The sequence below is a fragment of the Acinetobacter sp. NEB149 genome (genome assembly GCF_012516415.1).
Classification (GTDB): Bacteria; Pseudomonadota; Gammaproteobacteria; order Pseudomonadales; family Moraxellaceae; genus Acinetobacter; species Acinetobacter lwoffii_V.
This window is the reverse complement of record NZ_CP051208.1, coordinates 1,031,863-1,058,058: the sequence shown is the minus strand read 5'-3', so window position 1 is coordinate 1,058,058 and position 26,196 is coordinate 1,031,863. Positions and strand designations below refer to the sequence as shown.

The window sequence follows — 26,196 nt, the reverse complement described above, 5'->3', positions numbered from 1 at the left end:
CCTCGATATGTTAGAAGAATTACAGCGTCTACAAGTGCAGATCGGCGTGTTAAAAACGCGACTTGCACGGCTTGAAAGTGAAAATTCCAGTTTGCGCGAAGAGCAAGACTCTTCAATGATGCAACATCAACAGCAAATTGAACAAAAAAATAGCGTGATTGCGCAAAAACAACAAGAAAATGAAAATCTGACAGAACAATTGACGGATTCTCGTGCCCAATTTCAACTGCTCAATAATGATGCAACTGCACTGGCAGACCGTTATGGCCGTCTGGAAAAAAGCTGTACCGATCTAAAAAACCGTTTTCAGGAAATTCTGGCTGAACGCAATGAGCTGCGCATAGTTAAGGAAAAGATGATCCTTGAACAGCGTCATGCTCAGCAGGAAATTCAGCGTCTGACTCAGGAATCTGAACGCTTAACCCAGAAAAATGAAAATGCCAAAGCCAAGGTTGAAGCGATTATTCAACGTCTAGCGATTCTCGGTACTGCGCAGGATCATCATGCACAGGAAATTCAACAACTGGCCCATCCGACTGAAGCGACTGAGGAAGCCTCATCATGAGTGAACAAATTGCAATTGATCTCAGAGTATTGGGGCATAGTTTCCGTTTGGCCTCTACTCCTGACAAGCAGGAAGAATTAGAACGTGCGGCACAGTTATTGAATGACAAATATGATGAATTTCGCCGTAAAGCACCACGCATGGAACCGAGTAAGCTGATTATTATGGTAGCACTTGAGCTGATGCAGGAGGTCTTGAATATGAACAGATCACTGCAACAATATGCGCATTGCGAGCGTTTGTTACAAACTATTTTAGAAGAAGTTGAAGAACTGACTGAATAATCTCGAATTCTGTTTAAACTTCGGACATTCGACCGAACTGTTTACAGTTCATGAACAGCATAGAGTTGCCACACCGGGATTATTGTTTATAATTAACTTAACTCTGAGGTGTTCGCCAGCGGGTCTATTCCCCTGCCGATACTAACACTTATGGGTGTGTTCTGTATATTTAGAGTGTATGCCCATCTCCGTATGGGAAACCCAGCAAGTATACGTCGCATCCTCCTTGAACTCATCGGGTTCAGGGTAACGACACATGCAGCGGCATCTTCGGAGTACTTCAATTTCTTTTTCAAAATATAATTATAATTTTTCCCGAATTTCCTCTTATTTTAATTTTGTAGTATTTCTCTCGAACATTCCTCTAGATTCATATTATCGATGTATTCATCATCTGGAATGCGAAAAAAATCTTTCGCTATAAAAAATATAGAGCTTTAATTACTTCCGTCAAAATCAAACAATCTTTCAGTAACTTATTTTCCTATTTTTAGACAATTTTATCCCGATACAAAGTATGCATCGCCCAGATTGCAGCAGGAATCCAGCCTAAAATCGAAATTTGAAGCATTAAGCACACTGTCGCTTCGGCTGGTCGATGAATGGTCATAAATAATGACCAAGGGAAAATAAATGCAATAATTGATTTCATTCTTAAAATCCTGTTTTTTGCAACGTTCTAACTTTTATATCCAGTTTTTATTGGCACTTAAAACTGGCACTTAGATTTAGATATTTTTAATAGGATCAGCAGAATCTCTGTACATGCTGTAATCCCGCTTAAAAATATCCAGATAGCCTAATTCAGCCAGCTTAAATGAAGCTTAAAAATTATTTTAAATCCGCTAGCCTTTGCATATTTTCAATCAAAATATTGACGTTTGAATGAAACAGTCTTTGGTTCAACTTTGCTCTCTAACAGGTCTGGATCTGAATAAAACCCTGAATCCTTAGACCTTTATTTACTTACTGTAGCTGGTGTACTCAAGGGTGATACTCGCCAAATCACATCACCGACATCATCAGCAACCAAAATGGCTCCAGAGGAATCTACCGCCACACCGACCGGTCGCCCATATGCATCGCCCTGATCGCTTAAAAATCCAGTCAGAACATCTTGAGGCGGGCCCATCGGTTGTCCATTTTGAAAGGGAACAAAAATCACTTTATAGCCAATATGCGGTTTGCGGTTCCATGAACCATGCTGACCAATCAGCGCCCCATCACGATATTGAGGCATCAAATCTGCCCTATAGAAGGCCAAGCCCAATGATGCGGTATGATTACCTAATGCATAATCCGGTGGAATTGCTCGCGCAACTAAGGTAGGGTTTTGCGGTTTGACCCGCGTATCTACATGCTGACCATAATAACTATAAGGCCAGCCATAAAAAGCGCCCTCTTTGACAGAGGTCAAATAATCAGGAACCAGATCATTGCCGAGCTCATCACGTTCATTTACCACCGTCCAGAGTGCGCCGCTCTGGGGTTGCCAGTCCATGCCATTCGGATTACGTAGTCCGGTTGCAAAAGGTCGTGCTTGGGCACGATCCAAATCAAACTCTAGAATGAGTGCCCGGCCCTGCTCCTGCTCTAAGCCATTTTCAGCCACATTGCTGTTGGAACCCACTGTGATATAAAGTTTATTGCCTGCAGGATTGGCAATGACATTTTTGGTCCAGTGATGGTTTAAACGGCCTGCCGGTAAATCCAGTATCTTAGTGCCGGCTGCTATGATTTGAGTCATCCCGTTCTGATAAGGAAAGCGCATCAAGGCATCAGTATTGGCTACATACAATGTATTGCCAATCAGCACCATACCAAATGGAGAATTGAGATTTTGCAAGAATACGGTTTTTTGTTCAGCAACCCCATCTCCGTTACTGTCCCGAAGTAGTGTGATGCGGTTGGCACTAGGATGCGATGAGCCGGCGCGCTGCATTACCCACTTCATGATTTTTCCTTTGATCCCTTTGCTATCATCGGGCTTGGGTGGTGCATCCGTTTCAGCCACCAGCACATCACCATTCGGCAATACATACAACCAGCGTGGATGTCGCAGTCCTTTGGCAAATGCCTGAACTTTTAAACCTGTCGCAGGTATAGGCATTTCACCCACAGGCCAGCCTTTGGCAGGCGCAATATTGACCGTAGGCAGCAAGCTTGATTGTGGTTTAGGTAAATCTGGATCGGAACCATAACTGTCATTGATAGGCGACTTGGAAGGCATGGCACATCCAGTCATGGTTAGGAGAAGTGCACAGCTAGCACCCGTAAGTAAAAATTGAATAGGCTGATGAAGCATTTTTATCTCTTGTTATTATCATCCTCGACTTACTTTAAAAAACAATTTGAGATGTCACTAGCGGGTTCTTGTTTTTTCTGGTTATGAATTGGTTATCAATTTTGAGTTAAGTCTGATATTTATCTTGCTATAAAAATAAATTTATCCTGACTAACTTACGCAGGACGGCAGGACAACATTTCCAAAGTAATTTTTTTTACCTCATTACGGCTGTGTCGAATATGAGCCTCTAATATAGAAAGACAAGCGACTGCATCTTGGGCAAGCAGCGCCTTTAAAATTTGTTGATGCTCGGCATAGGTCGCTGTAACCCGATAATCCTTGGAAAAATCCAGACGACGTATGATCCGAATTTTCTCGCTGATCTCACTGTGAATTTTCGCTATTTCTGCATTGCCGGCTGCAAATACTAAATGACAATGAAATGCTTCATCTTGTGCAGATAGCTGCCTGAGATCATAAACATACTGTTCTGGTTGAACACACCAGGTTTGAATCAAAATTTCTAGAGCAGCTTTCAACTGGTCTTTGGGCATCTGACACAGTTGCTCGACTGCATAACATTCCAGCAAAATTCGCAGATCATACAGTTCTTCATAAGCTTTAAAATTTAGTGGCCGGACCTGCCAGCCACTTCTAAACTGCACCTCGACATAGCCTTCCTGCTGCAAACGATATAAGGCTTGCCGAATGGGGGTACGGCTTACGGCATAGCTTTCAGCAATCTCTGATTCGGTAAACCGCTCTCCCGGCATCAGCTTAAAGTCAAAAATATCATTTTTAATTTTCTGGAAAACCAGCTCAGACAGATTGTCTGAGCTTTTTCCGGTCGCTTTAGTACTTGGATTGCGAACAATAGTCATGGCTCACTCCATTACTCCATATAGACCAGTGGCTCACCGCTATGTACAGTCTGACCAGAACGGCAGATAATCGCCTTAACGATACCATCATCGTCAGCATAGACCGGCAGTTCCATTTTCATGGCTTCAATGATGGCCACCGTGTCGCCTTTTTTCACAATCTGCCCCGCTTCTACAAAAATCTTCCAGATATTGCCGGTCATAGAGGCGTTGAGAGGGACATACTGGCTGTAATCGGTGTCATCCTGCAGCACTTCTATTTCTACAGGTGCATCAAACTCGTCTTTCCAGCGTTCTACCTCGGCACTAAAAGCAGCCTGCTGCTGCGCTTTAAAGGTGGCAATGCTGTCCTGTTCTGCAGCAAGGAAATCCTGATATGCTGCAAAGTCAAACTCGCATTCCTCAATTTTGATTTCTGCCAGACCATGGGCGAAATCAGCACGGAACTGATCCAGTTCGGCCTCAGTGACCTCATAATATTTAATCTGGTCAAAAAAGCGTAAGAACCATTGCTGATCGCCAAACTGCTTGTTCTTTTTAAACTTATTCCAGATCGGTACGGTACGGCCAATCAACTGATAGCCACCCGGTGAGTCCATGCCATAAATACACATATACATGCCACCAATCCCGACTGTACCTTCAGCGGTAAAAGTACGGGCCGGATTATATTTGGAACTCAGTAAACGGTGGCGCGGATCAATGGGCACTGCACAAGGTGCAGTCAGATATACATCACCTAGCCCTAAAATCAGATAATTGGCATTAAAAATGATGTCCTTGACCTGCTGGCGGTGACTTAAACCATTAATCCGCTGAATAAAATCAATATTATTCGGAAGCCAGGGGGCTGTGGCACAGACGCTTTCCTGATAACGCTCAACAGCACCCAGAGTCGCCGAGTCCTCAAAGGCCATGGGTAAATGGATAATTCTTGAAGGAATTTTAATGTCACGTAAATCGCCCATCTGTTCTTCAAGACCAAGCAGGAAGTGAATCAGTTGCTGTTGACTCAAACGCAGACCATCATATTTAATCTGCAAGGACCGTACACCAGGTGACAATTCCAGGATACCGTCCAGATCAGCCTCACGGATCAGTTGCATCAAGCGGTGTACGCGCAGGCGTAGGGCCAAATCCAGTACGTTGTCACCATATTCCAGCAAGATATAACTGTCACCTGCCTGACGATATACAGCTTTTGGTGCATCTGGCGTAGCTTCACGCAATGCCAGGATACTTTCTGCCTGAACTGCCACGATTTCAGCCTCATGGGTCATCTCTGCCTTGGCAAAGTTTTGGAGGGTTTGAATTTGCTGCCGCTCCAGCGCATTGGCCTGTTCTACCGAGATTGGATAGAAGCTAATCGTGTCATCGGCTTTTAGTTGACCAATTTTCCAGAGTTCAGCTTTGGCAATGGTCACCGGACAAACGAAACCGCCCAGGCTCGGACCATCTTTGGCAAGAATTACGGGGAAATCACCGGTAAAGTTGATTGCACCAATGGCATATTCACAGTCATGTACATTGGATGGATGCAGACCCGCTTCACCGCCATTTTCACGCGCCCAGCTTGGCGTCGGTCCGGTTAAACGGATACCCAACCGGTTCGAGTTAAAATGCACTTTCCAGCTTGATGCAAAAAACTCCTCAATATATTCAGCTTTAAAGAAATCAGGAGCGCCATGCGGGCCATAGAGCACACCAATTTTCCATTCCTTGCCATAACTTGGAATCAGAGCTGTTGCCAAAGCTTCAGGTTCTGCAATCGCTAAAGGTAGACCATCGGCCGGCAGCTCAGGATTCACCATCTTAATCATGTCACCAGCCCGTAACACTCGGCCTGCATGTCCACCAAAATTACCTAAAGCAAAGGTAGAACGGCTACCCAGATATTCCGGCACATTCAGACCATTTCGTACAGCCAGGTAGGTCCGGCATCCAGATTCAACCTGTCCAATTTTTAGGGTTTGGCCTGCTTTTACCTGAATAGGCTGCCAGAAATTTACTGCTTCATCATCCAGACTTACCAGACAAGGTGCGCCAGTTAAAGCAATGATATTTTCTGCATGAAATTTGAGGATTGGACCTTGCAGGGTAAATTCAAACCCGGCGGCGGCCTCGACATTCCCAACAATTTTATTGGCCAGCCGGAAGGCATAATCATCCATTGGGCCTGAAGGCGGTACACCAATATCCCAATACCCGACACGACCCGGATAATCCTGAATCGAACTTTGTGTACCCGGCTGAATCACCTCAATCACATTCGGCACATATTTGAAATCATCCAGCATGCGTGTCCAGATCTGCATCTGTTCAAAACGTGGATCTGAAATAACAGTATGCACATAATCCAGATTGGTACTAATACCATTCAGGCGAGTTTCAGCTAAAGCTGATTTAAGCGTATGAATGGCAGTATCACGATCTTCAGCATGCACAATAATCTTGGCAATCATCGGGTCAAAGTATTGGGAAATTTCAGTTCCGGTACTCACCCAGGTATCAACCCGGACATTTTCCGGAAAAAAGACATCGGTCAAAATCCCTGGACTCGGCTGGAAATTCTTAACTGGATCTTCGGCATAGATGCGTACTTCAATCGCTGCACCTTGAGGCTGAATACTGCTTAGATGCTTCCAATCCAGAGTATCACCTGCTGCAACTTTCAACATGCATTCAATCAGGTCTAAACCGGTCACCATTTCAGTCACCGGATGCTCCACCTGCAAACGGGTATTCACTTCAAGGAAATAAAACTCGTCATGCACTGCATCATAAATAAACTCAACCGTACCGGCACTGCGATATTTCACCGATTTGCCCAGTTCAACTGCCGCCTGATGCAGTTTTTGACGGGTTGCTTCAGGTAAATGAGCCGCTGGGGTTTCTTCCACGACTTTCTGATTACGGCGCTGCAATGAGCAGTCGCGTTCGCCCAAAGCCACCACCTGTCCCTGTCCATCTCCAAAAATCTGAACTTCGACATGACGGGCTTTATCGATAAAGCATTCCAGAAATACTCCGGCATCTTTAAAGAACTGCTCACCCAGACGTTTTACACTTTCATAAGCCTCCTGAAGTGCATCTGCATCATCACAACGGGTCAAGCCAATTCCGCCACCGCCTGCTGTACTTTTCAGCATAATCGGATAGCCAATTTTTTCAGCTTCTGCCAAAGCTTCGTCCAGACTATTTAGCAGCCCTGTACCGGGAGTCATGGGTACATTGGCAGCTGCAGCAAGTTCACGCGCCCTGTGTTTTAAGCCGAATTCCAGAATCTGCTCCGGTGTTGGCCCCATGAAAGCAATATTATTTGCTTCGCAGGCACGGGCAAAGTCAGCACTTTCTGACAGAAACCCATAACCCGGGAAAATTGCTTCGGCTCCGGTATTTTTGGCTGCAGCAATCAATTTTTCGATACTCAAATAGGTATCGCCAGGTTTGGTCCCTTCTAAGGACACTGCAATATCTGCATCAATCACATGCTGTGCATAACGATCTGTTTCTGAATAAACGGCGACACTGGTTACACCCATTTTTTTTAATGTGCGAATGGCGCGAACGGCAATTTCGCCCCGGTTTGCAATCAGTACAGTTTTAAACATGTGAATCCCCTTTTATTCTCTCTATTTTTTGAATCTGCTGAATGGATCTGTTTCGTTTTTTTCTGATTCAGCTGCTGCATATAAACCCGCTATCGACTATGTTCACTGCTCTCTGTCGTAGCCTTTGATGCATACCTTCCGCAAATACAGCTTTTTTAAATGCATCGATTTTTGCTCGAAGATGTGCAGTAGTCGCAACCGAAATCCAGACAAGTTCACCCACCTCAACATGGGTAGTGCGTTGAGCAAGATGATTCAGTTGAAGCTGTTTTGACTGATCGGCATCGCGCCATTTTAGGACTGTCCAGCCGATCATTTTCTGATGAAGCATTCTGCATCCAACCTTGTATCCAAGTTTGAATACAGTTATGCAGAACTTATGCCAGTTTAATTTTTATTTTATTTTCAATATATTAACAAAATTTAAGATGTATAAATTGGGAAGAATTTCATTGGATGGTTGTTTTTGGTTCAGCCTGTTTTCAATTCAGTGCAAAAATTATTCTGCAACTCATATTGTATAATCTGCATCATCTCAACTTTTGCAATGCTCATATAAAAGCCTATCTGTTGATGAGCTTCTAAGTGAACTATTCTATTTGTAGCTTAGTACAGTCATAAAAATTGAGTGTATTAAATACCTGAATTGAAAGGTTTGAATCAGCGTGTATTCGTCATTACGGTATTCACTATTTCACCGGGATCATTAAGTGCTGATAAGGCGTCCCAGACCACATGACATAAGGCACAGCGGTATCCGGTTGCGTATGTTTAGGATACATATCATAGAAACGAGCTTCAGCACCGACGATCATGACATGGGGACCCGTTTTGACCCAATGATTGCCCGCACTAGGCTTCTTGGCATAGGGATCGACATTACTGGCATCCGTACCACCTGCCAGCATATACATGAAGCCTACTTTTCCAACTGTGGGCTGTTTATTCCCCATCCAGGCTTCTGCCCATTCTAGAGCGGCCTGATCCATACACATTGGGTCTGGACCTGGAGCGGTCAGATTATCAGGCATACAGGTAAAACCATTATTGCCCTTGCGCAAGGTACGTATTTTGCCATCTGTACCGACAGCGACAATCGTGGCTGCAGCGGCTACTTTCTTAGGTGCAGCAGTCATGGCACTTGCAATGGCTTTCTTATCGGCAGCAGATGAAGCTGCGCCTGAGCTGGCTTTGCCCGACATGGGCGGTTCAACGGCTAAAGCGGCAGGTGCAGACAGCGCGACCCATCCCGCCATAAGCAGTAATTGAGGAAAATTCATGGCACATTCTCCTTGAATCATCATGGAGAAATTGGATTTAGGTTCAGATCAAGTTGGATTAATCTGTAATTTTTGTAACGTATCCTTATAGAGTTGAGGGATAATTTGAGTTGATCAAAAGAAAGGAGAAGATTTAACTATTGCAGTGAAATTGCGCTACACAGCAATATCAACTGCAATGAAAGACAATATCTTTGGCGCTTAACCACGAAATGCTGCTTCGATCACGGAGATGTCAATTTTCTTCATGGTCATCATCGCATTAAATGCGCGCTTGGCCGCAGCACGGTCAGGACTGTTACAGGCGTTGATGAGGACCATTGGCGTAATCTGCCAGGAAATACCCCACTTGTCTTTACACCATCCACACTCGCTTTCCTGACCGCCATTGCCAACAATGGCATTCCAGTATCGGTCTGTTTCTTCTTGGTCTTCAGTCGCCACCTGAAATGAAAATGCTTCATTGTGTTGAAAGTCAGGGCCACCATTCAGAGCAACGCCCATCACCGTAAATTCGACGGTGATAACATCGCCTTCTTTTCCGGAGGGATAATCTCCAGGGGCAAGGTTGATCGCGCCAACTGAGGAGCCTGGAAAGGTTTCTGCATAAAATCGTGCTGCACCTTCGGCATCGTCATCGTACCAAAGGCAGACGGTGTTTTTCGCAATATTCATCATCTTCAATCTCCATTGATTTAGGTCTTACGCGTTCTGCCTAAGTCCAATGTGTCCCATATATCGGTCGAGAATAGTTATATGATCCCTTGTCTATCTTTCACCAAAAACAGAATAAACCTACTTTAGAATTGTATTTTTATTGATCGAAAGCTGTTTCAAAGTGCTTAAACTCATGCATTTCCAGAGTTTGTCACTGAACAATTGATTGCTTGGAAAATCGTGAATCAAAAAAATAAATTGACCGTTTCAACACATTTTAACAACCAGTGATGCAACTGTTTTTTAACTTTGAAACTGGTGACAAATTAGCTAAATTTAAATCAGCAGATACGGAATAATATAAAATTGCAGCTTACAATTATTTTTTACTTTTCCAGAATTCCCACTTAGACTAGAGCACAAATTTGTTGCATATGCTTTTTGCCCTATGACCATTCAGGAATTAAGAAGATACCTTCGTAAAACGCGTCGTCATCTCTCTAAATTTGAGCAAAGGCAATCCGCACAAAAAGTTCTAAACCGTCTGATCCGCAGTCCAGAATTTATTCATGCCCAACGTATTGGCCTGTATTTGCATGCTTTTGGGGAGATTCAGACCCAGGCGATTATTGAACGCTGCTTTAAACTGGGCAAACAGGTGTATCTACCAGCGATTTGCGACATGAATCAGCAGCTGGTCTGGATCCGGATCACCCAGCACCAATACCATAACAAGCGCTTTGCCCATCATCGGCTGGGTATGCGAGAGCCCATGAGCACCCGTGGTGTACATGTTTCCAAACTGGATTTATTGCTCATGCCACTATTGGCCTGTGATACTTCGGGCACACGGATTGGTATGGGCGGCGGTTTTTATGATCGTACCTTGGCTTCTGCACCTGGGCGTCCATTCCGTCTGGGGCTGGCGCATGACTTTCAACTGCTGGCACAGCCGTTAAAACGTGAAACATGGGATCAGCCCCTTGATGCTTTAATCACCCCGACAGTTTTTATAAAATTCAAACGTTAATTTTGCAATTTTACCCTTGCTAACTACTTTAAAATCACATAATTAGTCATTTTTCATACAATTTAATCTTAACTGCCCTTGTATTTTTAAAATTACCCATCACTATTAAAAGCATGGCAACACCGTTGTCACTCATTAGGAGTGCTCATGTCTGAAATTATTATGAATCAAGAAACCTTAGAGCCTCAGGTTCCAAGTGTACTACCCCTTTTGGCGTTGCGTGATGTGGTGGTTTATCCGCATATGCAAATTGCGCTGTTTGTCGGTCGTGAAAAATCGATCAATGCAGTTGATGTGGCTCGTAACAGTGACAATCTAGTATTTGTAGTTGCGCAAAAAGATTCGCTTACAGAAGAAATTGATCACGACAATTTATATCAATACGGTACTGTCGCGAAGATTGTGCAAGTTGTGAATCACGAAAATGATGAAAACTGTATTAAAGTCCTGATCGAAGGCCTACACCGTGCCAAGCTGAAAACCATCATTGACGAAACTGAGTATCTGACAGCAGAGCATGAACTCAGCCCAATGACGGTGAGCGTCGATGCAGACACCCAAGCTGTGCGCTTGCAGGAATTACGTGCGCTTTTCGCTCAATATGCAGAAGCGAAACTTCGTAATGCGCGTGAACTGATCACCGCAGCCAACAAAATTGAAGATCTATTACAGTTATTGTTCTTCGTCGCAACCCGTGTTCCATTGAATATTGATGTCAAACAGAAATTCCTGGAACATGACGAATTCGAAGCGCATTTGACTGAGTTGATGACTTATCTATTGCAACAGTCTGAAGAACAACAGATTGAGCAAACCCTGCATGACTCTGTTAAACGTCAGATGGAAAAGAACCAGCGCGAATACTTCCTGAATGAAAAAATGAAAGTCATTCAGCGCGAGCTTTCTGATATGAACGGCGGCGCGGAAGATGATGTCGCTGAAATTGAAAAACGTCTTGCTGAAGCAGATTTGCCTGAGCATGTACGCAAGAAAGCTGAAAACGAGTTCCGCAAGCTGAAAGCGATGCAGCCTGCTTCGAGTGAAGCTGCTGTGGTACGCAACTATCTGGAAGTGATTCTAGATACACCGTGGAATAAAGCCAGCAAAGTCAGCATTAACCTGAACAAAGCACAGGAAATTCTGGATGCAGACCACTATGGTCTGGACGATGTCAAAGATCGCATTGTGGAATATCTGGCAGTTCAGTCTCGTGTGAAAAAATTGCGTGGTCCGATTCTGTGTTTGGTTGGTCCTCCAGGTGTCGGTAAAACTTCACTCGGTGAATCAATTGCTAAAGCAACTGGTCGTGAGTTCGTGCGTATGGCGCTGGGCGGCGTACGTGATGAAGCGGAAATTCGCGGTCACCGTCGTACCTATATCGGTGCGATGCCAGGTAAAATTGTGCAGTCATTGACTAAAGTGGGCGTAAAAAACCCGTTATTCTTGCTCGATGAAATCGACAAGATGGCGCAAGACTACCGTGGCGATCCGGCTTCTGCGATGCTTGAGGTACTTGATCCATCACAGAACAACAAGTTCAGCGATCACTATCTGGATCTTGATCTGGACCTGTCTGAAGTAATGTTTATCTGTACCGCAAACAGCATGAACATTCCTGAGGCCCTGCTAGACCGTATGGAAGTAATTCGTCTTCCGGGTTATACCGAAGAAGAGAAAGTCAATATTGCGGACCGCTACCTTGTTCCTAAAGCCATCAAGAACAATGGTCTACGTGCCAAAGAGTTGACCGTGCATGAAGAAGCAATTCGTGACATCGTGCGTCGTTATACGCGTGAAGCCGGTGTTCGTAACCTTGAACGTGAAGTGTCAAAAATTGCACGTAAAGTGGTGAAAGAGGCTGTTAGCAAGAAATCTAAAAACCTTCAGGTTGAAGTGACCGCAGCGAATCTTCCAGAATACTTAGGTCCACATAAATTTGACTACGGTATGGCGGAAGAAGAAGCGCAAATCGGCCGTGTAAATGGTCTGGCTTGGACTTCTGTTGGTGGTGAATTACTGACCATTGAAGTTGCAGCAGTACCAGGTAAAGGCAAGTTCATTACCACCGGTTCTCTTGGCGATGTCATGAAAGAATCGATTACTGCTGCAATGACTGTGGTGCGTACCCGTGCGGATGAACTCGGCATCGAAGCCTCGCGCTTTGAAGAAACCGACGTGCATGTGCATTTACCTGAAGGCGCAACACCGAAAGATGGTCCATCGGCAGGTTTGGCTTTGACTACAGCACTGGTATCTGCTTTCACGGGTATCCCGATTCGTCCGGATATCGCGATGACAGGTGAAACCAGTCTGGGCGGTCGTGCGCTGCGTATCGGTGGCTTGAAAGAGAAACTTTTGGCAGCCCATCGTGGTGGCATCAAGCTGGTATTCATTCCACAGGAAAACGTACGTGACCTGGCGGAAATTCCAGAAAATGTCAAAGAAGGTCTAGAAATTAAAGCCGTAAAATCGATTGATGAGATTTTACCGCTGGCACTGACCTCTTTGCCAAAAGCCTTGGTTAAAGCACCAATTGTGAAAACCAAAGAAGAAGCGAAAGCAGCGCGTCATTAAGACTTGATGTTTCGTATAAAAAACCCTGCTTCGGCAGGGTTTTTTATTGAGTTATTGAATAAAACAACTGAATTATGGCTGTAGTGCCATCGTAACCAATCCATCAATCACATGAGTCATCTTGTTCAGATCAAGCTTGTCGAGGGTATCCAATTCGGTATTGTAATAAGGATTACGATAACTCGCAGTATCGGTAATCAGCATGGTCGAATAGTTGAATTTGGCATAATTCAGATAGCCCGAGAAATTCATATCCTGAGCAAAACTTGGGCTGACAAAGCGTTGACATTCCAGACGGTTAAAACGCTGCATGGCATCACAATAATCTCCAGTCAGGCCAGTTGAGGCTAAATGCCCAATGGCTGCAATGAAATTGCCATGTCGTGGATAAATCCATTTTAATCCCACCGGATAGCTCTGCACCTGATGTTCATCAAAATAACCAATCGAATCCAGAATCACCACGCCCTCAATTTTCTGCTTCTGCTTTTTTAAAGACTTGGCATGCATATAACTGCCCATATGTTCTGTCTTGAAAAAAGGCGGCTCTTCAAGCGTATAGAAAGCAAATTCGACATCATGTTTGAGCTTGGATTTTTGCAGGGCCAGTAATCTTGCAGTTTCCAGTAAACCCGCTACCCCTGAGGCATTATTATCAGCACCGTTTCGGGCACTAAAGACATCATAATGTGCCCCCATCACCATCTTGGTTTTGGCTTGAGTATCCAAGCTACAGATGACATTTCGGTAACTCAGGTTATTGACCACATAAACCTGAAACTGGCATGGAATACCAAAGCGCTGCATCTGCCCTTTGATCCAGGCAGATACCCGATTCAGCTCTTTTAGATTTTTATAATTTCGGTATTCATCGACACTCATGATCTGGCTAAAAAATAATTCCAGATGAGAGACCTGAGCATTTTTGCTCGAATTGGCTGCACAGAGACTAGGCCCCATGAGGCCTATCAGTAACAGCAGCACAGTACAACATCCTTTTATCATGACACTGTTCCGCATTTATTATTATTCCATTCCTTTATCAAGCGGATACTTGAACTAAGGACATTAAAGCAACACTAAATCTCTCATTTCAATTTCAATTTGTTTCCCTGCTCAACTTCATGTTGTTTGATCGTTATAATGAGGTATCCAATTATTGATCTGTCTGTATGAAAATCCGTATCCTGACCATTGGTCAAAAAATGCCAGCGTGGGTGCTGACTGGTTTTGAAGATTATTTCAAACGTATTCAGCCTTTTGTACAGACCCAGATTATTGAACTGCCGATGGCCAAGCGCGGGAAAAATGATTCTGAAGCGGATATTCTGAAATACCGCAATATTGAGGGCGACAGCATTTTAAATGCGCTCAAGCAGAATGAAACCCTGATTGCACTAGAAGTGGGCGGACGTGAATTCAGTACCGAAAAACTGGCTGAAACCATGAAAGGCTGGATGCTGGAAGGCAATGATGTAGCACTTGCAATTGGTGGACCGGATGGTCACTCAGAAGCCGTGCGTAAAGCTGCTGCATGGCACTGGTCACTTTCCAAGTTAACTCTGCCGCATCCTCTGGTACGTGTGATGCTGATCGAGCAGCTTTATCGTGCCATGAGCATCAATAACAACCATCCTTATCACCGAGCAGGCTAATGATTTTGCTGAAGCGTTCTTTATATGCAACGTTTTGTTGAATAATCTCTTCTGCTCTTATTTCTATTTTTCATGCATTATTGAGGCATCTTCCAGATGTGGTTTGACTTATGAACTTACAAACGTTGCCCGGCTTATTTATTTCTCATGGCTCTCCTATGCTGGCGCTGAATCCTGAGCAAGTGGGTCCTGCCTTGCATCGTTTGAGCGAAAATCTGCCACGCCCGGAAGCGATTATTGTGATGTCCGCGCACTGGGAAAGTGATGCGTTGGAAGTCAGTAGCGCAATTCGCCCAGAAACTTGGCATGATTTTCGTGGTTTCCCGCCTGAACTTTATCAATTACGCTACCCTGCACCGGGAAATCCTGAATTGGCCGAGAAAGTCTTAGGCTTGCTGGCCAATGCCGGCTTTTCTGCACATGCCAACAGTACTCGTCCGCGTGATCATGGTGTATGGATGCCGCTGCTACATATGTATCCAGATGCCAACATTCCCGTGGTAGAAATTTCCTTACCCATGTCGATGAGTGCGGATGAGATTTATCAGATTGGTCAAAGTCTCGCACCTTTACGTGAACAGCAAATCCTGCTAATTGGTTCGGGCAGTATTACCCATAATTTACGTGAACTGTCTTGGGATGGATCGGCTGCTGATGTACCCGAATGGGCCTCAGGCTTCCGTAATTTTGTGGTGCATAAACTGACGCACAATGATTATGATGCTGTACTGGACTGGTCCAATATTCCGCATATGGCACGGAATCATCCAACGCTGGAACATTTTGCTCCGATTTTCTTTGCGATGGGCACAGGTCAGCGTTTTAGTCTGGTACATAGCAGTTTCACCATGGGTTCACTCGGTATGGATATTTACCGCTTCGATTAATCTTGCTTCAGCGCTAAAATCTTAATGATGGATACATTTTGCAACTCAAAGCTGCGAAATGTATCCATATTTTTTTGCAATACATCCATTATTATTGTTTGAACTTTATATACTTCATTATAAGTCCATGAAATTAAAATTTATTGTGCTGGCATTATTGCCTTTAACTTTTGCAGGCTGTCAGTCCAGGGATATTCAACGAGCTGGAGATCTTGCGGTGGCCACCATCCAACAAAAAAATGCAGATCAGATTCTTCCAGCCTATTACTGGGAACTGAATCGTGGACTAGAACGACCCGTTGTACTGAGTTTCAACGCTCAAGGCCGGCTGAGCGCCGTGACGGGCTGTAATGGACTCGGGACGACCTGGTCAGTCAAAAACAATATCATCACCACCAGCGAAGTTATAGGCACTGAAATGGCCTGTGATGCAGCATTGATGGAGCAGGAACGTTTTGTCAGCCAACTTTTACAGAAGCGTGACATTCCTTTTACGCTCAATACCACAGATCCTGACAAGCCGACCCTGACGTTGATGGCCGCAAATGGTCAAACCTATGAATTTATCGGGAAAATGACTCCGGAAACCAAATACCAAGGACAGGCTGAAACAATTTTTCTGGAAATTTCCCCCGATACCAAACAATGTACCGGCGTAACCCAACAAAGCTGCTTGCAAGTCAAAGAAGTGAAATATGATCAGAATGGCCTGAAAACTCAGGTCGATAAGGACTGGACTTTATTCTATGATCAGATTGAAGGTTTTCGGCATTCACCAAATGAACGGCAGATTATTCGGGTCAAACGTTTTGAAATTAAGCATCCGGCAGCTGATCAATCGAAATATGCCTATATTTTTGATATGGCGGTTGAGCGTGAATTAGTTAAGGGTGCTCTTTAAGGCTAAAAATACCAGATATAAAAAAACCGGGGCAACAGCCCCGGTTTTTTCAGCTTAGACTAAGTCAGACTTAGAATACGCCTTGAGCAAGCATCGCATCAGCAACTTTTACGAAGCCAGCAATGTTTGCACCGTCTACATAGTTCACAGTACCGTCTTCCTTAGTACCGAATTTTACGCAATTGCGGTGAATTTCTTTCATGATTGCGTGTAAGCGCTCATCAACTTCTTCGAAAGTCCAGCCTAAACGCAATGCGTTTTGAGACATTTCCAGACCAGAAGTTGCCACACCACCTGCATTTGATGCTTTACCTGGCGCATAAAGAATTTTCGCTTCAACGAATTTCTCAACCGCTTCAAGTGTAGAAGGCATGTTCGCGCCTTCAGCTACACAGATTACACCGTTTGCAAGAAGCTTAGCAGCGTCGTCTGCATCCAGTTCGTTTTGAGTTGCACATGGCAATGCGATATCACACTTGATACCCCAAGGACGTTGTCCTTCAAGATATTCGAAACCATGTTTAGATGCGAATTCTGAAATACGGCCACGTTTTACATTTTTAAGTTCCATGACTTCAGCAAGAAGCGCCTCAGTGAAACCGTCTTTAACGTGAACTGTACCGGCAGAGTCAGAAAGTGAAACCACTTTCGCACCGAGGTACATTGCTTTTTCAGCAGCATATTGCGCAACGTTACCAGAACCTGAAATCGCAACGACTTTATCTTTGAAGCTTTCGCCACGAGACTTAAGCATTTCCTCAGCGAAATACACAGTACCGTAACCCGTTGCTTCCGGACGTGCCAATGAACCACCGAAAGTTAAACCTTTACCAGTGAATACACATGCCGTGTCGTTACTTAATTTTTTCATCATGCCGGCCATGTAGCCCACTTCACGACCGCCTACACCAATATCACCTGCAGGGATATCTGTGTTCGCACCAAGGTGACGATACAGCTCGATCATTAAAGCCTGGCAGAAACGCATGATTTCGCCTTCTGATTTGCCTTTAGGGTCAAAATCAGAACCACCTTTACCGCCACCCATAGGAAGTGTGGTTAAAGCATTTTTAAATGTTTGCTCAAAGCCTAAGAATTTTAGGATTGAAAGATTCACTGAAGGGTGGAAACGCATACCACCTTTAAATGGACCGATCGCTGAGTTGTATTGTACGCGGAACGCACGGTTTACTTGAGTCTGACCTTGGTCATCTACCCAAGAAACTCGGAACTGGATCGCACGTTCTGGCTCAACTAGACGTTCTAGTAAACCATGTGCTGCGTATTGTGGATTCTTTTCAATGAACGGCCACAAACTGGTCATCACTTCTTCTACAGCTTGAAGAAATTCTGGTTGATGTGCATCACGTGATTTTACGTAATCTAGGAACTCATTAAGTGTGTTGTATTTCAACGCTTAATCCTCAGCAGAAAATGGATCAAAATTGGTCAAATTTACAATCAATGTTAAATTTTGGCGCAAAATATTAAATATCTTTTGTAACTAATCTACAATACTTTTTTGAAAATACTTTAAAATTAATTTGATAACAAATATTTATATTGATTATGAAAATTTTTTCTATGTCAGGAAATGCGAATCGAATCAAGACTTACATTCAGATTTATGCCTAATAATAAGGCACAAGTTGACCCTTAATTGCGCACGACTTAGGAGTTTAAAAATATGTTAAAATTGATGAATCGACATATTTTGTTTCACTTACTCTCTCATGCTTGCCATGAGTAACGCTGGTTATACATGAATTCGCCCATTTCTCTGGTCCAATCGATTGACGCTTTACTCCCTCAAACCCAATGTGGACTCTGCGGTCACCGTGACGGATGTTTACCTTATGCCCAGTCGATTACTGAGGGGGAAAATGCCAATAAATGTGTGCCGGGCGGACAGCCTGTTGCCGATGCTTTGGCTGCATTATTAAATCGTCCTAAACTTCAAGCTGAAGAAAGTGTCTGGCCAGTTCAAGCCGATGGTCGTCCTCAGCGCATCAAAGCCGTAATTCGTGAAGATGAATGTATTGGCTGTACCAAATGCATTAGCGCCTGCCCGGTCGATGCAATTATTGGTTCCGGTAAACTGATGCACACCATTCTGACCGATCTATGTACGGGCTGTGAGTTATGTATTCCCCCCTGTCCGGTAGACTGCATCGATTTGGTTGAAGATCAACAACCCTTGCCGACTGAAGCACAGCGTCTTGCGGAACAGGATGATCTGCGTCAGCGTTACTATGCGCACATCCAGCGTGAAGAAAAACGGCGTACCGATCGTAAGGGACCTGTGGTCCGTGCAGAAATTGATACTGCCCTGTTTGCCCGTTTCTCTGCTTTAAATGAGCAACTTCCTGTGATTGAAGTCGCGAGCAAGCCAGAGAATGCACCTGTAGCTTTCGATTCCAAGACCACGATTGAACTGGCAAAACTACGTACCCAAATTAAAAAACTGGAAAAACAGCTTTCGGTTCGTGAAGATGCCCGAAAACGCACCCAACTGGAAGAACTGACACAGCAATTACAGGCTTTACAGGGATAGAACATGACCACAGCAAAGGCCAAGCCCATTAAAAACATGACCAAAAAGCAGATTCAGACCTTTTTTGAACGCCTGCGTGAACAGCGGCCTAACCCAAAAACTGAGCTAAATTATTCCAATCCCTTTGAATTGCTGGTCGCGGTCACGCTCTCTGCTCAAGCTACCGATGTCAGCGTCAACAAAGCCACAGACAAACTCTTTCCAGTCGCCAATACACCGGAATCAATTTATGCGCTAGGTGTGGACGGTTTGAAGGAATATATCAAGACCATTGGTTTATATAACTCGAAAGCGGTCAACGTGATTAAAGCCTGCGAGATACTGATTCAGAAGCACAACAGCGTGGTACCGGACAATCGTGCAGACTTAGAAGCCCTGCCGGGTGTAGGTCGTAAAACGGCGAATGTGGTGCTAAATACGGCCTTTGGTCAGCCGACCATGGCGGTTGATACCCATATTTTCCGGGTCGGTAACCGTACCGGACTAGCGGTAGGTAAAAATGTGCTGGAAGTTGAACACCGTCTGGTCAAAGTCATTCCCAAGGAATTTATCATTGATTCACATCACTGGCTGATTTTACACGGTCGTTATACCTGTATTGCGCGTAAACCAAAATGTCATGAATGTGTGGTATCCGATGTGTGTAACTGGCCGGACCGATTCGAGTTTGGCGCAGCCCGCCCGATTGCAGTGAAAAATATTGAGCTTGCGGAATAGAACGGCGCGATCAAGCTGGAATAAAAAATAGGTGACCAATGTGTCACCTTTTTATCGACTTTGAGAATTCTGCTTTTCGTTTAAACCAAATTCTTAGTTGAGCTGAAGCATTATGGATTATTTATCCTGATCTTGTTCAGCCTGTTCCTGCTGCTTGCGCTGTTCAAGTTCAGCTTGTAATTTTGGATGGAGCTGGCGCTCAGGTCGCTTTGCTGCATTTTCCGCACGTTCTTCCTGACGTACTTTGTTGAGCATTTTAAAACTGAAATAGAACAGACCTACCAATACTGCCAGAAAGACTACCATCAACACCAATACGCCAAATTTCATAGCAACAAGTACCCTGTTCAAATACGCAATAAAAAAGAGCCCTAATATGACTTAGGGCTCTCCGATTGTCAAAATCATCGTCAGCCGATTATTTTGCCTGATCCAGAATCGCGAAAAGATCAGTTTGAACTTCATCGATTGGACGTAAACCATTTAGCTTGTCATAAGTTGGTGCATTTTCACCAGACGCTGCACGGCCTTGGTAGAAACCAACCAGTTGCTCGGTTTCAGTATGGTAAGAACCTAGACGCTTACGAATGGTTGCTTCCTGGTCATCAGGACGTTGAACCAGATCTTCACCCGTTTCGTCATCTTTACCTTCCACTTTTGGCGGGTTGTAAACGATGTGATAGACACGGCCAGATGCAGGATGCTGACGACGGCCAGAAAGACGTTGTACGATTTCTTCATCTGGTACATCAATTTCAATCACGTGATCAATTGCAATGCCTTCTTTTTCCAAGGCTTCTGCTTGAGGAATGGTACGCGGGAAACCATCAAAAATGCAGCCGTTTACACAGTCAGGTTGCGCAATGCGCTCTTTCACCAGACCAATGATCAACTCATCAGAAACCAAACCGCCATTGTCCATGACACTTTTAGCTTGTAGACCTAATTCAGTTCCTTCACGAATTGCAGCACGGAGCATATCACCGGTTGAAATTTGTGGGATATTGTAGCGCTTACAGATCAACTGAGCTTGTGTACCTTTACCTGCTCCAGGTGGTCCGAGTAAGATAATGCGCATATATAAACATCCTCATTTAAACAATATGTATGACGCCACGACCACAATCACCCGATTGTGTCCCCCGACATCTCATTATAAGAAAGCCACAAACAAATGGATTAAACCCGCGACAAAACCGGTTACCCCACCCAATAAAATCAGAATCCATTCATCTTCCTGAAATGCAGGACGTAAAAGATTCTGAAACTCCTTCGGAGTCAACTCACGTATGCGGTCTCTAAACATTTGATAGATTTTCTGTGCACGGCTCGCATTAAATGCTGGGTCGCATACAGGTACCATCGTAATTTCAATCGAGCGATCGATCAAGTCCGTCTTGAGTTTTGCATACTCTTTTGGTCCTAAAGACAGCTGTAAAGAGGTCCGAACCAGGGGTGTTTCCATAATTTCATTAATATGACGTTTGATAATGCGGCGGGTTTTGTCTTTTCTGCCGCCATACATCATCTCGGTCATGATCGATTTTAACGTAATCAGGTCTTCTGTGACTACACTTGCGAAGACGTCAGAGACTTCATCCTGACGTTTCATAAATGCGCCTTGTATGTTATAGGTGCCGATACGAGGAATCACCGGCTTAATCCACGGAAACTTGCGATTTGTGGTACGGGCAAAGAATTGCGGGTACTTTACTGGGTGTGGATAGAGTGGGTTGAATACCATCCAGATCGCGATCCAGTTGGTCAAAAAGCCCCAGATCGCAGCCCAGAACGGTACAGTCCAGTGCCACGGCACTACAAACCAGACAATCATCTGGAAAATCCCAAAGAACATCCCGATGAGGGCACTGATATGCCAGATAAAATTGATCTCTTTTTGACCCACCTTCAGGAACATACGCACCATCAAGCGACGGTCGCCTTCCATCTGGCTCACTACCATTTCACGCATATCTACAAGTGACTCGACGTTCATGGTCAGCTCAGTCACTAATTCACGCAAAATTGCCGGCATTTGTTTTTGTGCTTGTGCATAAATTCTGCGCTTAATAGCAAAAGGTAGGTTTTCCCAGAGCACCGCATTGCGATCCATCATCACTTCATCAATCAGGTGTTCCAGTTCGAAACCGACCTGCTCGCCAATGATGCGTGCCATATCATCCGGATCCATCGCCTGTAAAAATTCGCGGATAGAGCCTAATTTTGACAGTGTGTTATCGGTAATAATGCCTGAAATACGTCCAGCTTTGCGTGGCACAATCCCTTGCCAGCCCACAGGTAAAGGCCCGAGATGGAAACCCCAAAAATTAATCGGATAAAAGACCATTTTCAGCGCCATCCAGACGTGAGCCCAGGTTACAAATGCAGTCACTGGAATAATGCTGAGCACGGCCCAAAAATCCGGGCGGTTTACAAAGGTTTGCCACAACTCGTTGACGTACTCAAGCATGCATAACTTCCATATTTAATTTTTTGTTCACAGAATACACATATTAATAAGGTCGAATATTTTGTCTATAAACCGATACTTAAAGTATAGGAAAATTGTAGCCGGGGTTCTGTTTCAGCCACAGCACGACCATTTCGGTCTTCGAGTTTCTCTCCGGCACCGATCCCGATACTAAAACTGCTGATCCGTTCTGAACTAAGCAAAACATAGGCCAAATCAACACTAGCACCTAAACGGCCTTCATACTCGCCATCAACCTGTTTGCTGTCGATATGACCGGCATAAACCCCGACATAATAACCATTTTTATCTTTACCGGTGAGATGTGCAGGATAACGAAAGCCTGCCTGACCGCCAATCGTACGATCATCATCCAGAAAAACACCACCTTTCACATAAGCAATCCCATAAGGGTTCACCCATTCGGTATTTAAATGCAGTAATTTCTGGGTAAAACCAACACCCACATTAAAGGCTTTTGCCTGAGCAGGCTCTATTTTGGTTGCAGTATTATTAATCTGATCATGTGCATAAGCCCCGTTCGCCCACAATGCAAACGCTAACAAAGGGTAAACCTTGTTCATTCCTTCACCATCTTCCTTAATTATAGTTTTTGGTATAGTCCTATTTTTATTAGATTTTACTCTAGCAGAATTATCACAACTCTTATATACAGCACTTTACAATTTTAATGTCTGCAAAGTCAAAGCTTAAAGGAACTGATTGTAAGGGCAGTTTTTCATTATCAAATCAAGTGCAGTTGCGTTAGAATACTCCACTTTGATTCTTTTCTACCACTCTCAGGTCTTAAGTCGATCGCGTATGAAGCAGCACTTTCCTTTAAAAAATGCACAACAAGAAAAGCGCATCTATCGCAGTCGAGTCTTGATTTCCATGGGGATTGTCATTTTCTTTATGCTGCTGCTGGTCAGCCGCTATGCCTATTTGCAACTGTTCAACTTTGAAAGCTTTACTACAGCTTCTGATGAGAACCGGATTCGTCTACAACCTTTGCCGCCAGCGCGTGGTTATATTTATGACCGTAACGGCGTGTTGCTGGCCGATAACTATCCAGTATTTACTGCCACTTTAAGTCGTGCTGACGTACAGGATATCGACCAGACGCTCGAACGCCTCAAACCGATTCTGGAACTGACCGAAGAAGATCTTGAACGCTTTCAAACCCGGATTAAAACAGCGCGTAAAACCGAACGGGTTTCAATCAAGCTCAATCTGAACGAAAATGATATTGCCCGTTTTAGTGAAGTGAAATATCAGTTTCCGGGCGTGAATATTGAAACCCAGATGACCCGCTACTATCCGCATGGTGACCTGTTCGCACATGTGATTGGTTATGTCGGTCGGATTAATGACAAAGAACTGAAATCAATTGATAAGGATCTCTATGCTGGAACCAACCTGATCGGAAAAATCGGTGTGGAAAAATCCTATGAAGAGCTGCTGCATGGTGTGCCAGGAAATGAATCGGTAGAAGCAGATGCCTTTGGTAATGTGCTGCGTCATCTGGGTCGTAAAGACCCAGTGCGTGGTAATGATCTGTTCCTGTCACTGGATTACGGTTTGCAGGTGGTAGCTTCAGAACAACTGGCTGGGCGTCGTGGCGCGATTGTGGCGATGGATCCTAAAACTGGGGAAATTCTGGCGCTGGTATCTAGTCCAAGTTTTAACCCGAACCTGTTTGTGACCGGGATCAGCACCAAAGATTATTCATTCCTGCGTGATAACCTTGATCAACCTTTATATAACCGTGCGGTACAAGGAGTTTATCCACCTGGCTCTACTATCAAACCAATGTTTGCGCTCGGTGGTCTGCATCATGGGCTGGTAGACTGGGATACCACTATTTCTGATCCAGGCTATTTCAGTCTGCCGGGAGACAGTCACCGTTTCCGTGACCATAAAAAATCCGGGCATGGTGCAGTGAATATGCATAAGGCGCAGGTCGTCTCCTGTGATACCTATTTCTATGTCATGTCCTACCGCATGGGCATTGAAAAAATGAATACCTGGATGCGTCAGTTTGGCTTTGGCGAAAAAACCGGGGTGGATTTACCAAGTGAAAGCTCAGGACTGTATCCAAACCCGGAATGGAAAATGCGTACCCGCAAGGCCAAATGGTCACGTGGTGAAACCATTTCTGTCAGTATTGGTCAGGGTGCTTTTACTTCAACGCCATTACAGCTGGCTATGGCCACAGCCATTACTGCCAATCATGGCAATAAAGTCATTCCCCATGTTTTGCGTGAAAGTCGCGGTGCCAAACCGTTCAAGATGCATAATGGCACCCATGGCAAGATCGATTTTAATGGTCAGGAAGAAGACTGGATCAAGATGCGTGATGCAATGGTGGACGTAATTCAATCCGGTACAGGCCGAGGCATTAAAAGCGGCTTACAATATTCTATTGCCGGAAAAACCGGTACGGCACAGGTGAAAAGTATTGCTCAGGGCAAGCGCTATAATGAATCCTTATTGACCGATCGTCAGCTGGATCATGGTCTGTTTGTCGGTTTTGCGCCTGCTGAAAATCCTGAAATTGCGATTGCAGTTATTCTGGAAAATGGTCGCGGTGGTAGTGCCGCAACGGCTCTGGCCCGTCCAATTTTTGATTACTGGTTACTGCATAAAGATAAAAATCCGGTACGCCCACAAGGCCACCAATTAAGTGGTGGTCTGATGACGGCCGGAATCAAGCCAGCTGAATTGCCAAGTGGTGCAGGCATGTTGAGTCAGGATGCAGCATCTAGTGCCGTTCCAGCCAGTGACCAGCCCGACAATGCTGCTCCGACTTCTGCAAATACGGCTGCATCTCCCGCAGCAACACCTGCTCCGACACCGGTAGAGCGAGATTAAAGATGAAAAACCAGCTTCGAATTATTGGTGGTGACTGGAAACGCCGCCAACTGCCTTTTGCCAGCATTGAGGGTTTGCGCCCGACGCCTGACCGTGTTCGGGAAACACTGTTTAACTGGCTGATGTGGGATGTACAAAATGCACAGGTGTTGGATATTTGTGCCGGTTCTGGGGCATTAGCGTTTGAGGCATTATCGCGTGGTGCTGCATCAATGGTGATGATTGAGCCGGATCGTACTCAGGCACAATTTCTGACCCAAAATCTTGAACTGTTAAAAGTCACCAAAGCACGTGCACAATTAAAAGTGGCTACGGCGCAGCAAGCCTTGCCCGCTCTTCAGACACAGTTTGATCTGGTTTTTCTAGATCCGCCATATAGCTTAGATTTATGGGAAGAACTAGCGCTCAAGGCAGATCCTCTGATCAAGGACAATGCCTATATTTATGTAGAAGCAGATCGTGATTTACAATTGCTTAAATTGCCATCCTCATGGCGTTTAATTAAAAATACCAAAGCCGGTACAGTTCGTGCTGGGCTTTATCAAAAAAGTATTTCTTGATTTAAATTGTTTTGAAGAGACATTAAAAAAGGATTCCTCAGTGGAATCCTTTTTGTCATTGTAGTCAGTCAAATTTAAAGACTGTGATTAACGATCACGGCGCCAGTCGCGGTTATCTCGGTCACGTTTCCAATCCCGATGATCTTTATGGTCCTTATTTTTCCAGTCATGATCTCTGTGGTCTCGATCATAATGTCCATTACGATCTCTGTTGCCACGATAATCATCATCCCAAGGATCAACCACACAACCGGTTAATGACACGGCCAATACAGAAAGTAATATCACTTTTTTCATCATGTCCATCACCTCTTACTGCACTCTGTCAGTATCAGGCGAGTTCGTGGAGACTGAACGGAGCCATTGTTGCACTCTTGTAGAGATTTATGCATGTTTTATACATGACCAT

At 44.5% G+C, this 26,196-nt stretch carries 25 protein-coding genes and 1 other RNA gene; 12 read left to right on the top strand and 14 right to left on the bottom strand.

Annotated features, from left to right (window positions below; all coding sequences use genetic code 11):
• Window positions 1–7: 7 nt before the first annotated feature.
• The 3 genes from HGD77_RS04940 (at window position 8) to ssrS (ending at window position 1,130) form a co-directional block, all read left to right on the top strand.
• A complete protein-coding gene (locus HGD77_RS04940; protein ID WP_005107471.1) occupies window positions 8–565 on the top strand; it encodes a hypothetical protein in 558 nt (185 codons plus the stop codon).
• Window positions 562–849 carry a cell division protein ZapA gene (locus tag HGD77_RS04935; protein WP_004279505.1) on the top strand — a complete coding sequence of 96 codons (288 nt, stop codon included), beginning with the start codon at window positions 562–564 and terminating at the stop codon, window positions 847–849. The genes HGD77_RS04940 and HGD77_RS04935 overlap by 4 nt, the downstream gene beginning before the upstream one ends.
• Before the next feature lie 97 nt (window positions 850–946).
• Window positions 947–1,130: non-coding RNA, 6S RNA (ssrS, locus tag HGD77_RS04930), on the top strand.
• A gap of 209 nt (window positions 1,131–1,339) precedes the next feature.
• Here ssrS and HGD77_RS04925 read toward each other — a convergent pair.
• The 7 genes from HGD77_RS04925 to HGD77_RS04895 all read right to left on the bottom strand — a co-directional run bounded on the left by HGD77_RS04925 (window position 1,340) and on the right by HGD77_RS04895 (window position 9,583).
• Window positions 1,340–1,501 (bottom strand): YqaE/Pmp3 family membrane protein, encoded by a 162-nt coding sequence (locus HGD77_RS04925; protein ID WP_138742663.1) that lies wholly within the window; start codon window positions 1,499–1,501, stop codon window positions 1,340–1,342.
• Window positions 1,502–1,807: 306 nt separating this feature from the next.
• Window positions 1,808–3,094: a PQQ-dependent sugar dehydrogenase gene (locus HGD77_RS04920; RefSeq protein ID WP_415877836.1), complete on the bottom strand. Its 1,287-nt coding sequence runs from the start codon at window positions 3,092–3,094 to the stop codon at window positions 1,808–1,810.
• Between the two features lie 215 nt (window positions 3,095–3,309).
• Window positions 3,310–4,017 (bottom strand): GntR family transcriptional regulator, encoded by a 708-nt coding sequence (locus tag HGD77_RS04915; protein WP_138742665.1) that lies wholly within the window; start codon window positions 4,015–4,017, stop codon window positions 3,310–3,312.
• 11 nt (window positions 4,018–4,028) lie between these two features.
• Window positions 4,029–7,628, bottom strand: coding sequence for an urea carboxylase (gene uca, locus HGD77_RS04910; protein WP_138742666.1), 3,600 nt, complete (start codon window positions 7,626–7,628; stop codon window positions 4,029–4,031).
• 67 nt (window positions 7,629–7,695) lie between these two features.
• Window positions 7,696–7,959 carry a hypothetical protein gene (locus HGD77_RS04905; protein ID WP_044111568.1) on the bottom strand — a complete coding sequence of 88 codons (264 nt, stop codon included), beginning with the start codon at window positions 7,957–7,959 and terminating at the stop codon, window positions 7,696–7,698.
• Between the two features lie 358 nt (window positions 7,960–8,317).
• The gene (locus tag HGD77_RS04900; protein WP_138742667.1) at window positions 8,318–8,908 is read right to left on the bottom strand and encodes a hypothetical protein; all 591 of its coding nucleotides are present in this window, start codon (window positions 8,906–8,908) and stop codon (window positions 8,318–8,320) included.
• Window positions 8,909–9,109: 201 nt separating this feature from the next.
• Window positions 9,110–9,583: a VOC family protein gene (locus HGD77_RS04895; RefSeq protein ID WP_171476903.1), complete on the bottom strand. Its 474-nt coding sequence runs from the start codon at window positions 9,581–9,583 to the stop codon at window positions 9,110–9,112.
• A gap of 430 nt (window positions 9,584–10,013) precedes the next feature.
• On the opposite strand from HGD77_RS04895, the gene HGD77_RS04890 reads away from it, so the two are divergent.
• Both HGD77_RS04890 and lon read left to right on the top strand, forming a co-directional pair.
• Window positions 10,014–10,595, top strand: coding sequence for a 5-formyltetrahydrofolate cyclo-ligase (locus HGD77_RS04890; protein ID WP_005267045.1), 582 nt, complete (start codon window positions 10,014–10,016; stop codon window positions 10,593–10,595).
• Window positions 10,596–10,742: 147 nt separating this feature from the next.
• Window positions 10,743–13,169 (top strand): endopeptidase La, encoded by a 2,427-nt coding sequence (gene lon, locus HGD77_RS04885; RefSeq protein ID WP_138742669.1) that lies wholly within the window; start codon window positions 10,743–10,745, stop codon window positions 13,167–13,169.
• A gap of 72 nt (window positions 13,170–13,241) precedes the next feature.
• On the opposite strand, the gene HGD77_RS04880 is transcribed toward lon, so the two are convergent.
• Window positions 13,242–14,174: a M28 family peptidase gene (locus HGD77_RS04880; RefSeq protein WP_086043997.1), complete on the bottom strand. Its 933-nt coding sequence runs from the start codon at window positions 14,172–14,174 to the stop codon at window positions 13,242–13,244.
• Window positions 14,175–14,341: 167 nt separating this feature from the next.
• Between HGD77_RS04880 and rlmH the strand changes: the two genes are divergently transcribed.
• The 3 genes from rlmH (at window position 14,342) to HGD77_RS04865 (ending at window position 16,612) form a co-directional block, all read left to right on the top strand.
• On the top strand, window positions 14,342–14,824 hold the full coding sequence (rlmH, locus tag HGD77_RS04875; RefSeq protein WP_004646335.1) for a 23S rRNA (pseudouridine(1915)-N(3))-methyltransferase RlmH: 483 nt from the start codon (window positions 14,342–14,344) through the stop codon (window positions 14,822–14,824).
• Between the two features lie 110 nt (window positions 14,825–14,934).
• Window positions 14,935–15,711, top strand: coding sequence for a DODA-type extradiol aromatic ring-opening family dioxygenase (locus tag HGD77_RS04870; RefSeq protein ID WP_004646334.1), 777 nt, complete (start codon window positions 14,935–14,937; stop codon window positions 15,709–15,711).
• Window positions 15,712–15,838: 127 nt separating this feature from the next.
• Window positions 15,839–16,612, top strand: coding sequence for an META and DUF4377 domain-containing protein (locus HGD77_RS04865; protein ID WP_168730723.1), 774 nt, complete (start codon window positions 15,839–15,841; stop codon window positions 16,610–16,612).
• Window positions 16,613–16,682: 70 nt separating this feature from the next.
• On the opposite strand, the gene gdhA is transcribed toward HGD77_RS04865, so the two are convergent.
• Window positions 16,683–18,026, bottom strand: coding sequence for an NADP-specific glutamate dehydrogenase (gene gdhA / locus HGD77_RS04860; RefSeq protein ID WP_005262305.1), 1,344 nt, complete (start codon window positions 18,024–18,026; stop codon window positions 16,683–16,685).
• A gap of 348 nt (window positions 18,027–18,374) precedes the next feature.
• Between gdhA and HGD77_RS04855 the strand changes: the two genes are divergently transcribed.
• The gene (locus tag HGD77_RS04855; protein WP_005104626.1) at window positions 18,375–19,166 is read left to right on the top strand and encodes an RnfABCDGE type electron transport complex subunit B; all 792 of its coding nucleotides are present in this window, start codon (window positions 18,375–18,377) and stop codon (window positions 19,164–19,166) included.
• A 3-nt stretch (window positions 19,167–19,169) separates the two neighbouring features.
• Window positions 19,170–19,883, top strand: coding sequence for an endonuclease III (nth, locus tag HGD77_RS04850; RefSeq protein WP_138742671.1), 714 nt, complete (start codon window positions 19,170–19,172; stop codon window positions 19,881–19,883).
• Between the two features lie 117 nt (window positions 19,884–20,000).
• Here nth and HGD77_RS04845 read toward each other — a convergent pair whose 3' ends face one another.
• From HGD77_RS04845 to HGD77_RS04830, 4 genes are all read right to left on the bottom strand, one after another.
• Window positions 20,001–20,213, bottom strand: coding sequence for a hypothetical protein (locus HGD77_RS04845; RefSeq protein WP_138742672.1), 213 nt, complete (start codon window positions 20,211–20,213; stop codon window positions 20,001–20,003).
• 88 nt (window positions 20,214–20,301) lie between these two features.
• Window positions 20,302–20,961 carry an adenylate kinase gene (adk, locus tag HGD77_RS04840; protein ID WP_004279488.1) on the bottom strand — a complete coding sequence of 220 codons (660 nt, stop codon included), beginning with the start codon at window positions 20,959–20,961 and terminating at the stop codon, window positions 20,302–20,304.
• A 75-nt stretch (window positions 20,962–21,036) separates the two neighbouring features.
• Window positions 21,037–22,353, bottom strand: a complete 1,317-nt coding sequence (locus tag HGD77_RS04835) for a membrane protein (RefSeq protein WP_004279487.1) — start codon at window positions 22,351–22,353, stop codon at window positions 21,037–21,039.
• A 65-nt stretch (window positions 22,354–22,418) separates the two neighbouring features.
• Window positions 22,419–22,937: a hypothetical protein gene (locus HGD77_RS04830; protein ID WP_138742673.1), complete on the bottom strand. Its 519-nt coding sequence runs from the start codon at window positions 22,935–22,937 to the stop codon at window positions 22,419–22,421.
• Between the two features lie 238 nt (window positions 22,938–23,175).
• Here HGD77_RS04830 and mrdA point away from each other — a divergent pair, with 238 nt between their 5' ends.
• Window positions 23,176–25,227 (top strand): penicillin-binding protein 2, encoded by a 2,052-nt coding sequence (gene mrdA, locus HGD77_RS04825; protein ID WP_138742674.1) that lies wholly within the window; start codon window positions 23,176–23,178, stop codon window positions 25,225–25,227.
• A 2-nt stretch (window positions 25,228–25,229) separates the two neighbouring features.
• Window positions 25,230–25,787, top strand: coding sequence for a 16S rRNA (guanine(966)-N(2))-methyltransferase RsmD (rsmD, locus tag HGD77_RS04820; protein WP_138742675.1), 558 nt, complete (start codon window positions 25,230–25,232; stop codon window positions 25,785–25,787).
• Between the two features lie 87 nt (window positions 25,788–25,874).
• Here rsmD and HGD77_RS04815 read toward each other — a convergent pair whose 3' ends face one another.
• Complete coding sequence (locus HGD77_RS04815) at window positions 25,875–26,087, bottom strand: hypothetical protein (protein WP_005104632.1); 213 nt, start codon at window positions 26,085–26,087, stop codon at window positions 25,875–25,877.
• Window positions 26,088–26,196: the final 109 nt, after the last annotated feature.

What these genes read in the sequence shown, in the direction of transcription:
- HGD77_RS04940 (WP_005107471.1), top strand. Translation starts at nt 8, where the DNA reads ATGTTAGAAGAATTACAGCGTCTACAAGTGCAGATCGGCGTGTTAAAA.
- HGD77_RS04935 (WP_004279505.1), top strand. Translation starts at nt 562, where the DNA reads ATGAGTGAACAAATTGCAATTGATCTCAGAGTATTGGGGCATAGTTTC.
- HGD77_RS04925 (WP_138742663.1), bottom strand. Translation starts at nt 1,501, where the DNA reads ATGAAATCAATTATTGCATTTATTTTCCCTTGGTCATTATTTATGACC.
- HGD77_RS04920 (WP_415877836.1), bottom strand. Translation starts at nt 3,094, where the DNA reads ATGACTGGATGTGCCATGCCTTCCAAGTCGCCTATCAATGACAGTTAT.
- HGD77_RS04915 (WP_138742665.1), bottom strand. Translation starts at nt 4,017, where the DNA reads ATGACTATTGTTCGCAATCCAAGTACTAAAGCGACCGGAAAAAGCTCA.
- uca (WP_138742666.1), bottom strand. Translation starts at nt 7,628, where the DNA reads ATGTTTAAAACTGTACTGATTGCAAACCGGGGCGAAATTGCCGTTCGC.
- HGD77_RS04905 (WP_044111568.1), bottom strand. Translation starts at nt 7,959, where the DNA reads ATGCTTCATCAGAAAATGATCGGCTGGACAGTCCTAAAATGGCGCGAT.
- HGD77_RS04900 (WP_138742667.1), bottom strand. Translation starts at nt 8,908, where the DNA reads ATGAATTTTCCTCAATTACTGCTTATGGCGGGATGGGTCGCGCTGTCT.
- HGD77_RS04895 (WP_171476903.1), bottom strand. Translation starts at nt 9,583, where the DNA reads ATGAATATTGCGAAAAACACCGTCTGCCTTTGGTACGATGACGATGCC.
- HGD77_RS04890 (WP_005267045.1), top strand. Translation starts at nt 10,014, where the DNA reads ATGACCATTCAGGAATTAAGAAGATACCTTCGTAAAACGCGTCGTCAT.
- lon (WP_138742669.1), top strand. Translation starts at nt 10,743, where the DNA reads ATGTCTGAAATTATTATGAATCAAGAAACCTTAGAGCCTCAGGTTCCA.
- HGD77_RS04880 (WP_086043997.1), bottom strand. Translation starts at nt 14,174, where the DNA reads ATGATAAAAGGATGTTGTACTGTGCTGCTGTTACTGATAGGCCTCATG.
- rlmH (WP_004646335.1), top strand. Translation starts at nt 14,342, where the DNA reads ATGAAAATCCGTATCCTGACCATTGGTCAAAAAATGCCAGCGTGGGTG.
- HGD77_RS04870 (WP_004646334.1), top strand. Translation starts at nt 14,935, where the DNA reads ATGAACTTACAAACGTTGCCCGGCTTATTTATTTCTCATGGCTCTCCT.
- HGD77_RS04865 (WP_168730723.1), top strand. Translation starts at nt 15,839, where the DNA reads ATGAAATTAAAATTTATTGTGCTGGCATTATTGCCTTTAACTTTTGCA.
- HGD77_RS04855 (WP_005104626.1), top strand. Translation starts at nt 18,375, where the DNA reads ATGAATTCGCCCATTTCTCTGGTCCAATCGATTGACGCTTTACTCCCT.
- nth (WP_138742671.1), top strand. Translation starts at nt 19,170, where the DNA reads ATGACCACAGCAAAGGCCAAGCCCATTAAAAACATGACCAAAAAGCAG.
- HGD77_RS04845 (WP_138742672.1), bottom strand. Translation starts at nt 20,213, where the DNA reads ATGAAATTTGGCGTATTGGTGTTGATGGTAGTCTTTCTGGCAGTATTG.
- adk (WP_004279488.1), bottom strand. Translation starts at nt 20,961, where the DNA reads ATGCGCATTATCTTACTCGGACCACCTGGAGCAGGTAAAGGTACACAA.
- HGD77_RS04835 (WP_004279487.1), bottom strand. Translation starts at nt 22,353, where the DNA reads ATGCTTGAGTACGTCAACGAGTTGTGGCAAACCTTTGTAAACCGCCCG.
- HGD77_RS04830 (WP_138742673.1), bottom strand. Translation starts at nt 22,937, where the DNA reads ATGAACAAGGTTTACCCTTTGTTAGCGTTTGCATTGTGGGCGAACGGG.
- mrdA (WP_138742674.1), top strand. Translation starts at nt 23,176, where the DNA reads ATGAAGCAGCACTTTCCTTTAAAAAATGCACAACAAGAAAAGCGCATC.
- rsmD (WP_138742675.1), top strand. Translation starts at nt 25,230, where the DNA reads ATGAAAAACCAGCTTCGAATTATTGGTGGTGACTGGAAACGCCGCCAA.
- HGD77_RS04815 (WP_005104632.1), bottom strand. Translation starts at nt 26,087, where the DNA reads ATGATGAAAAAAGTGATATTACTTTCTGTATTGGCCGTGTCATTAACC.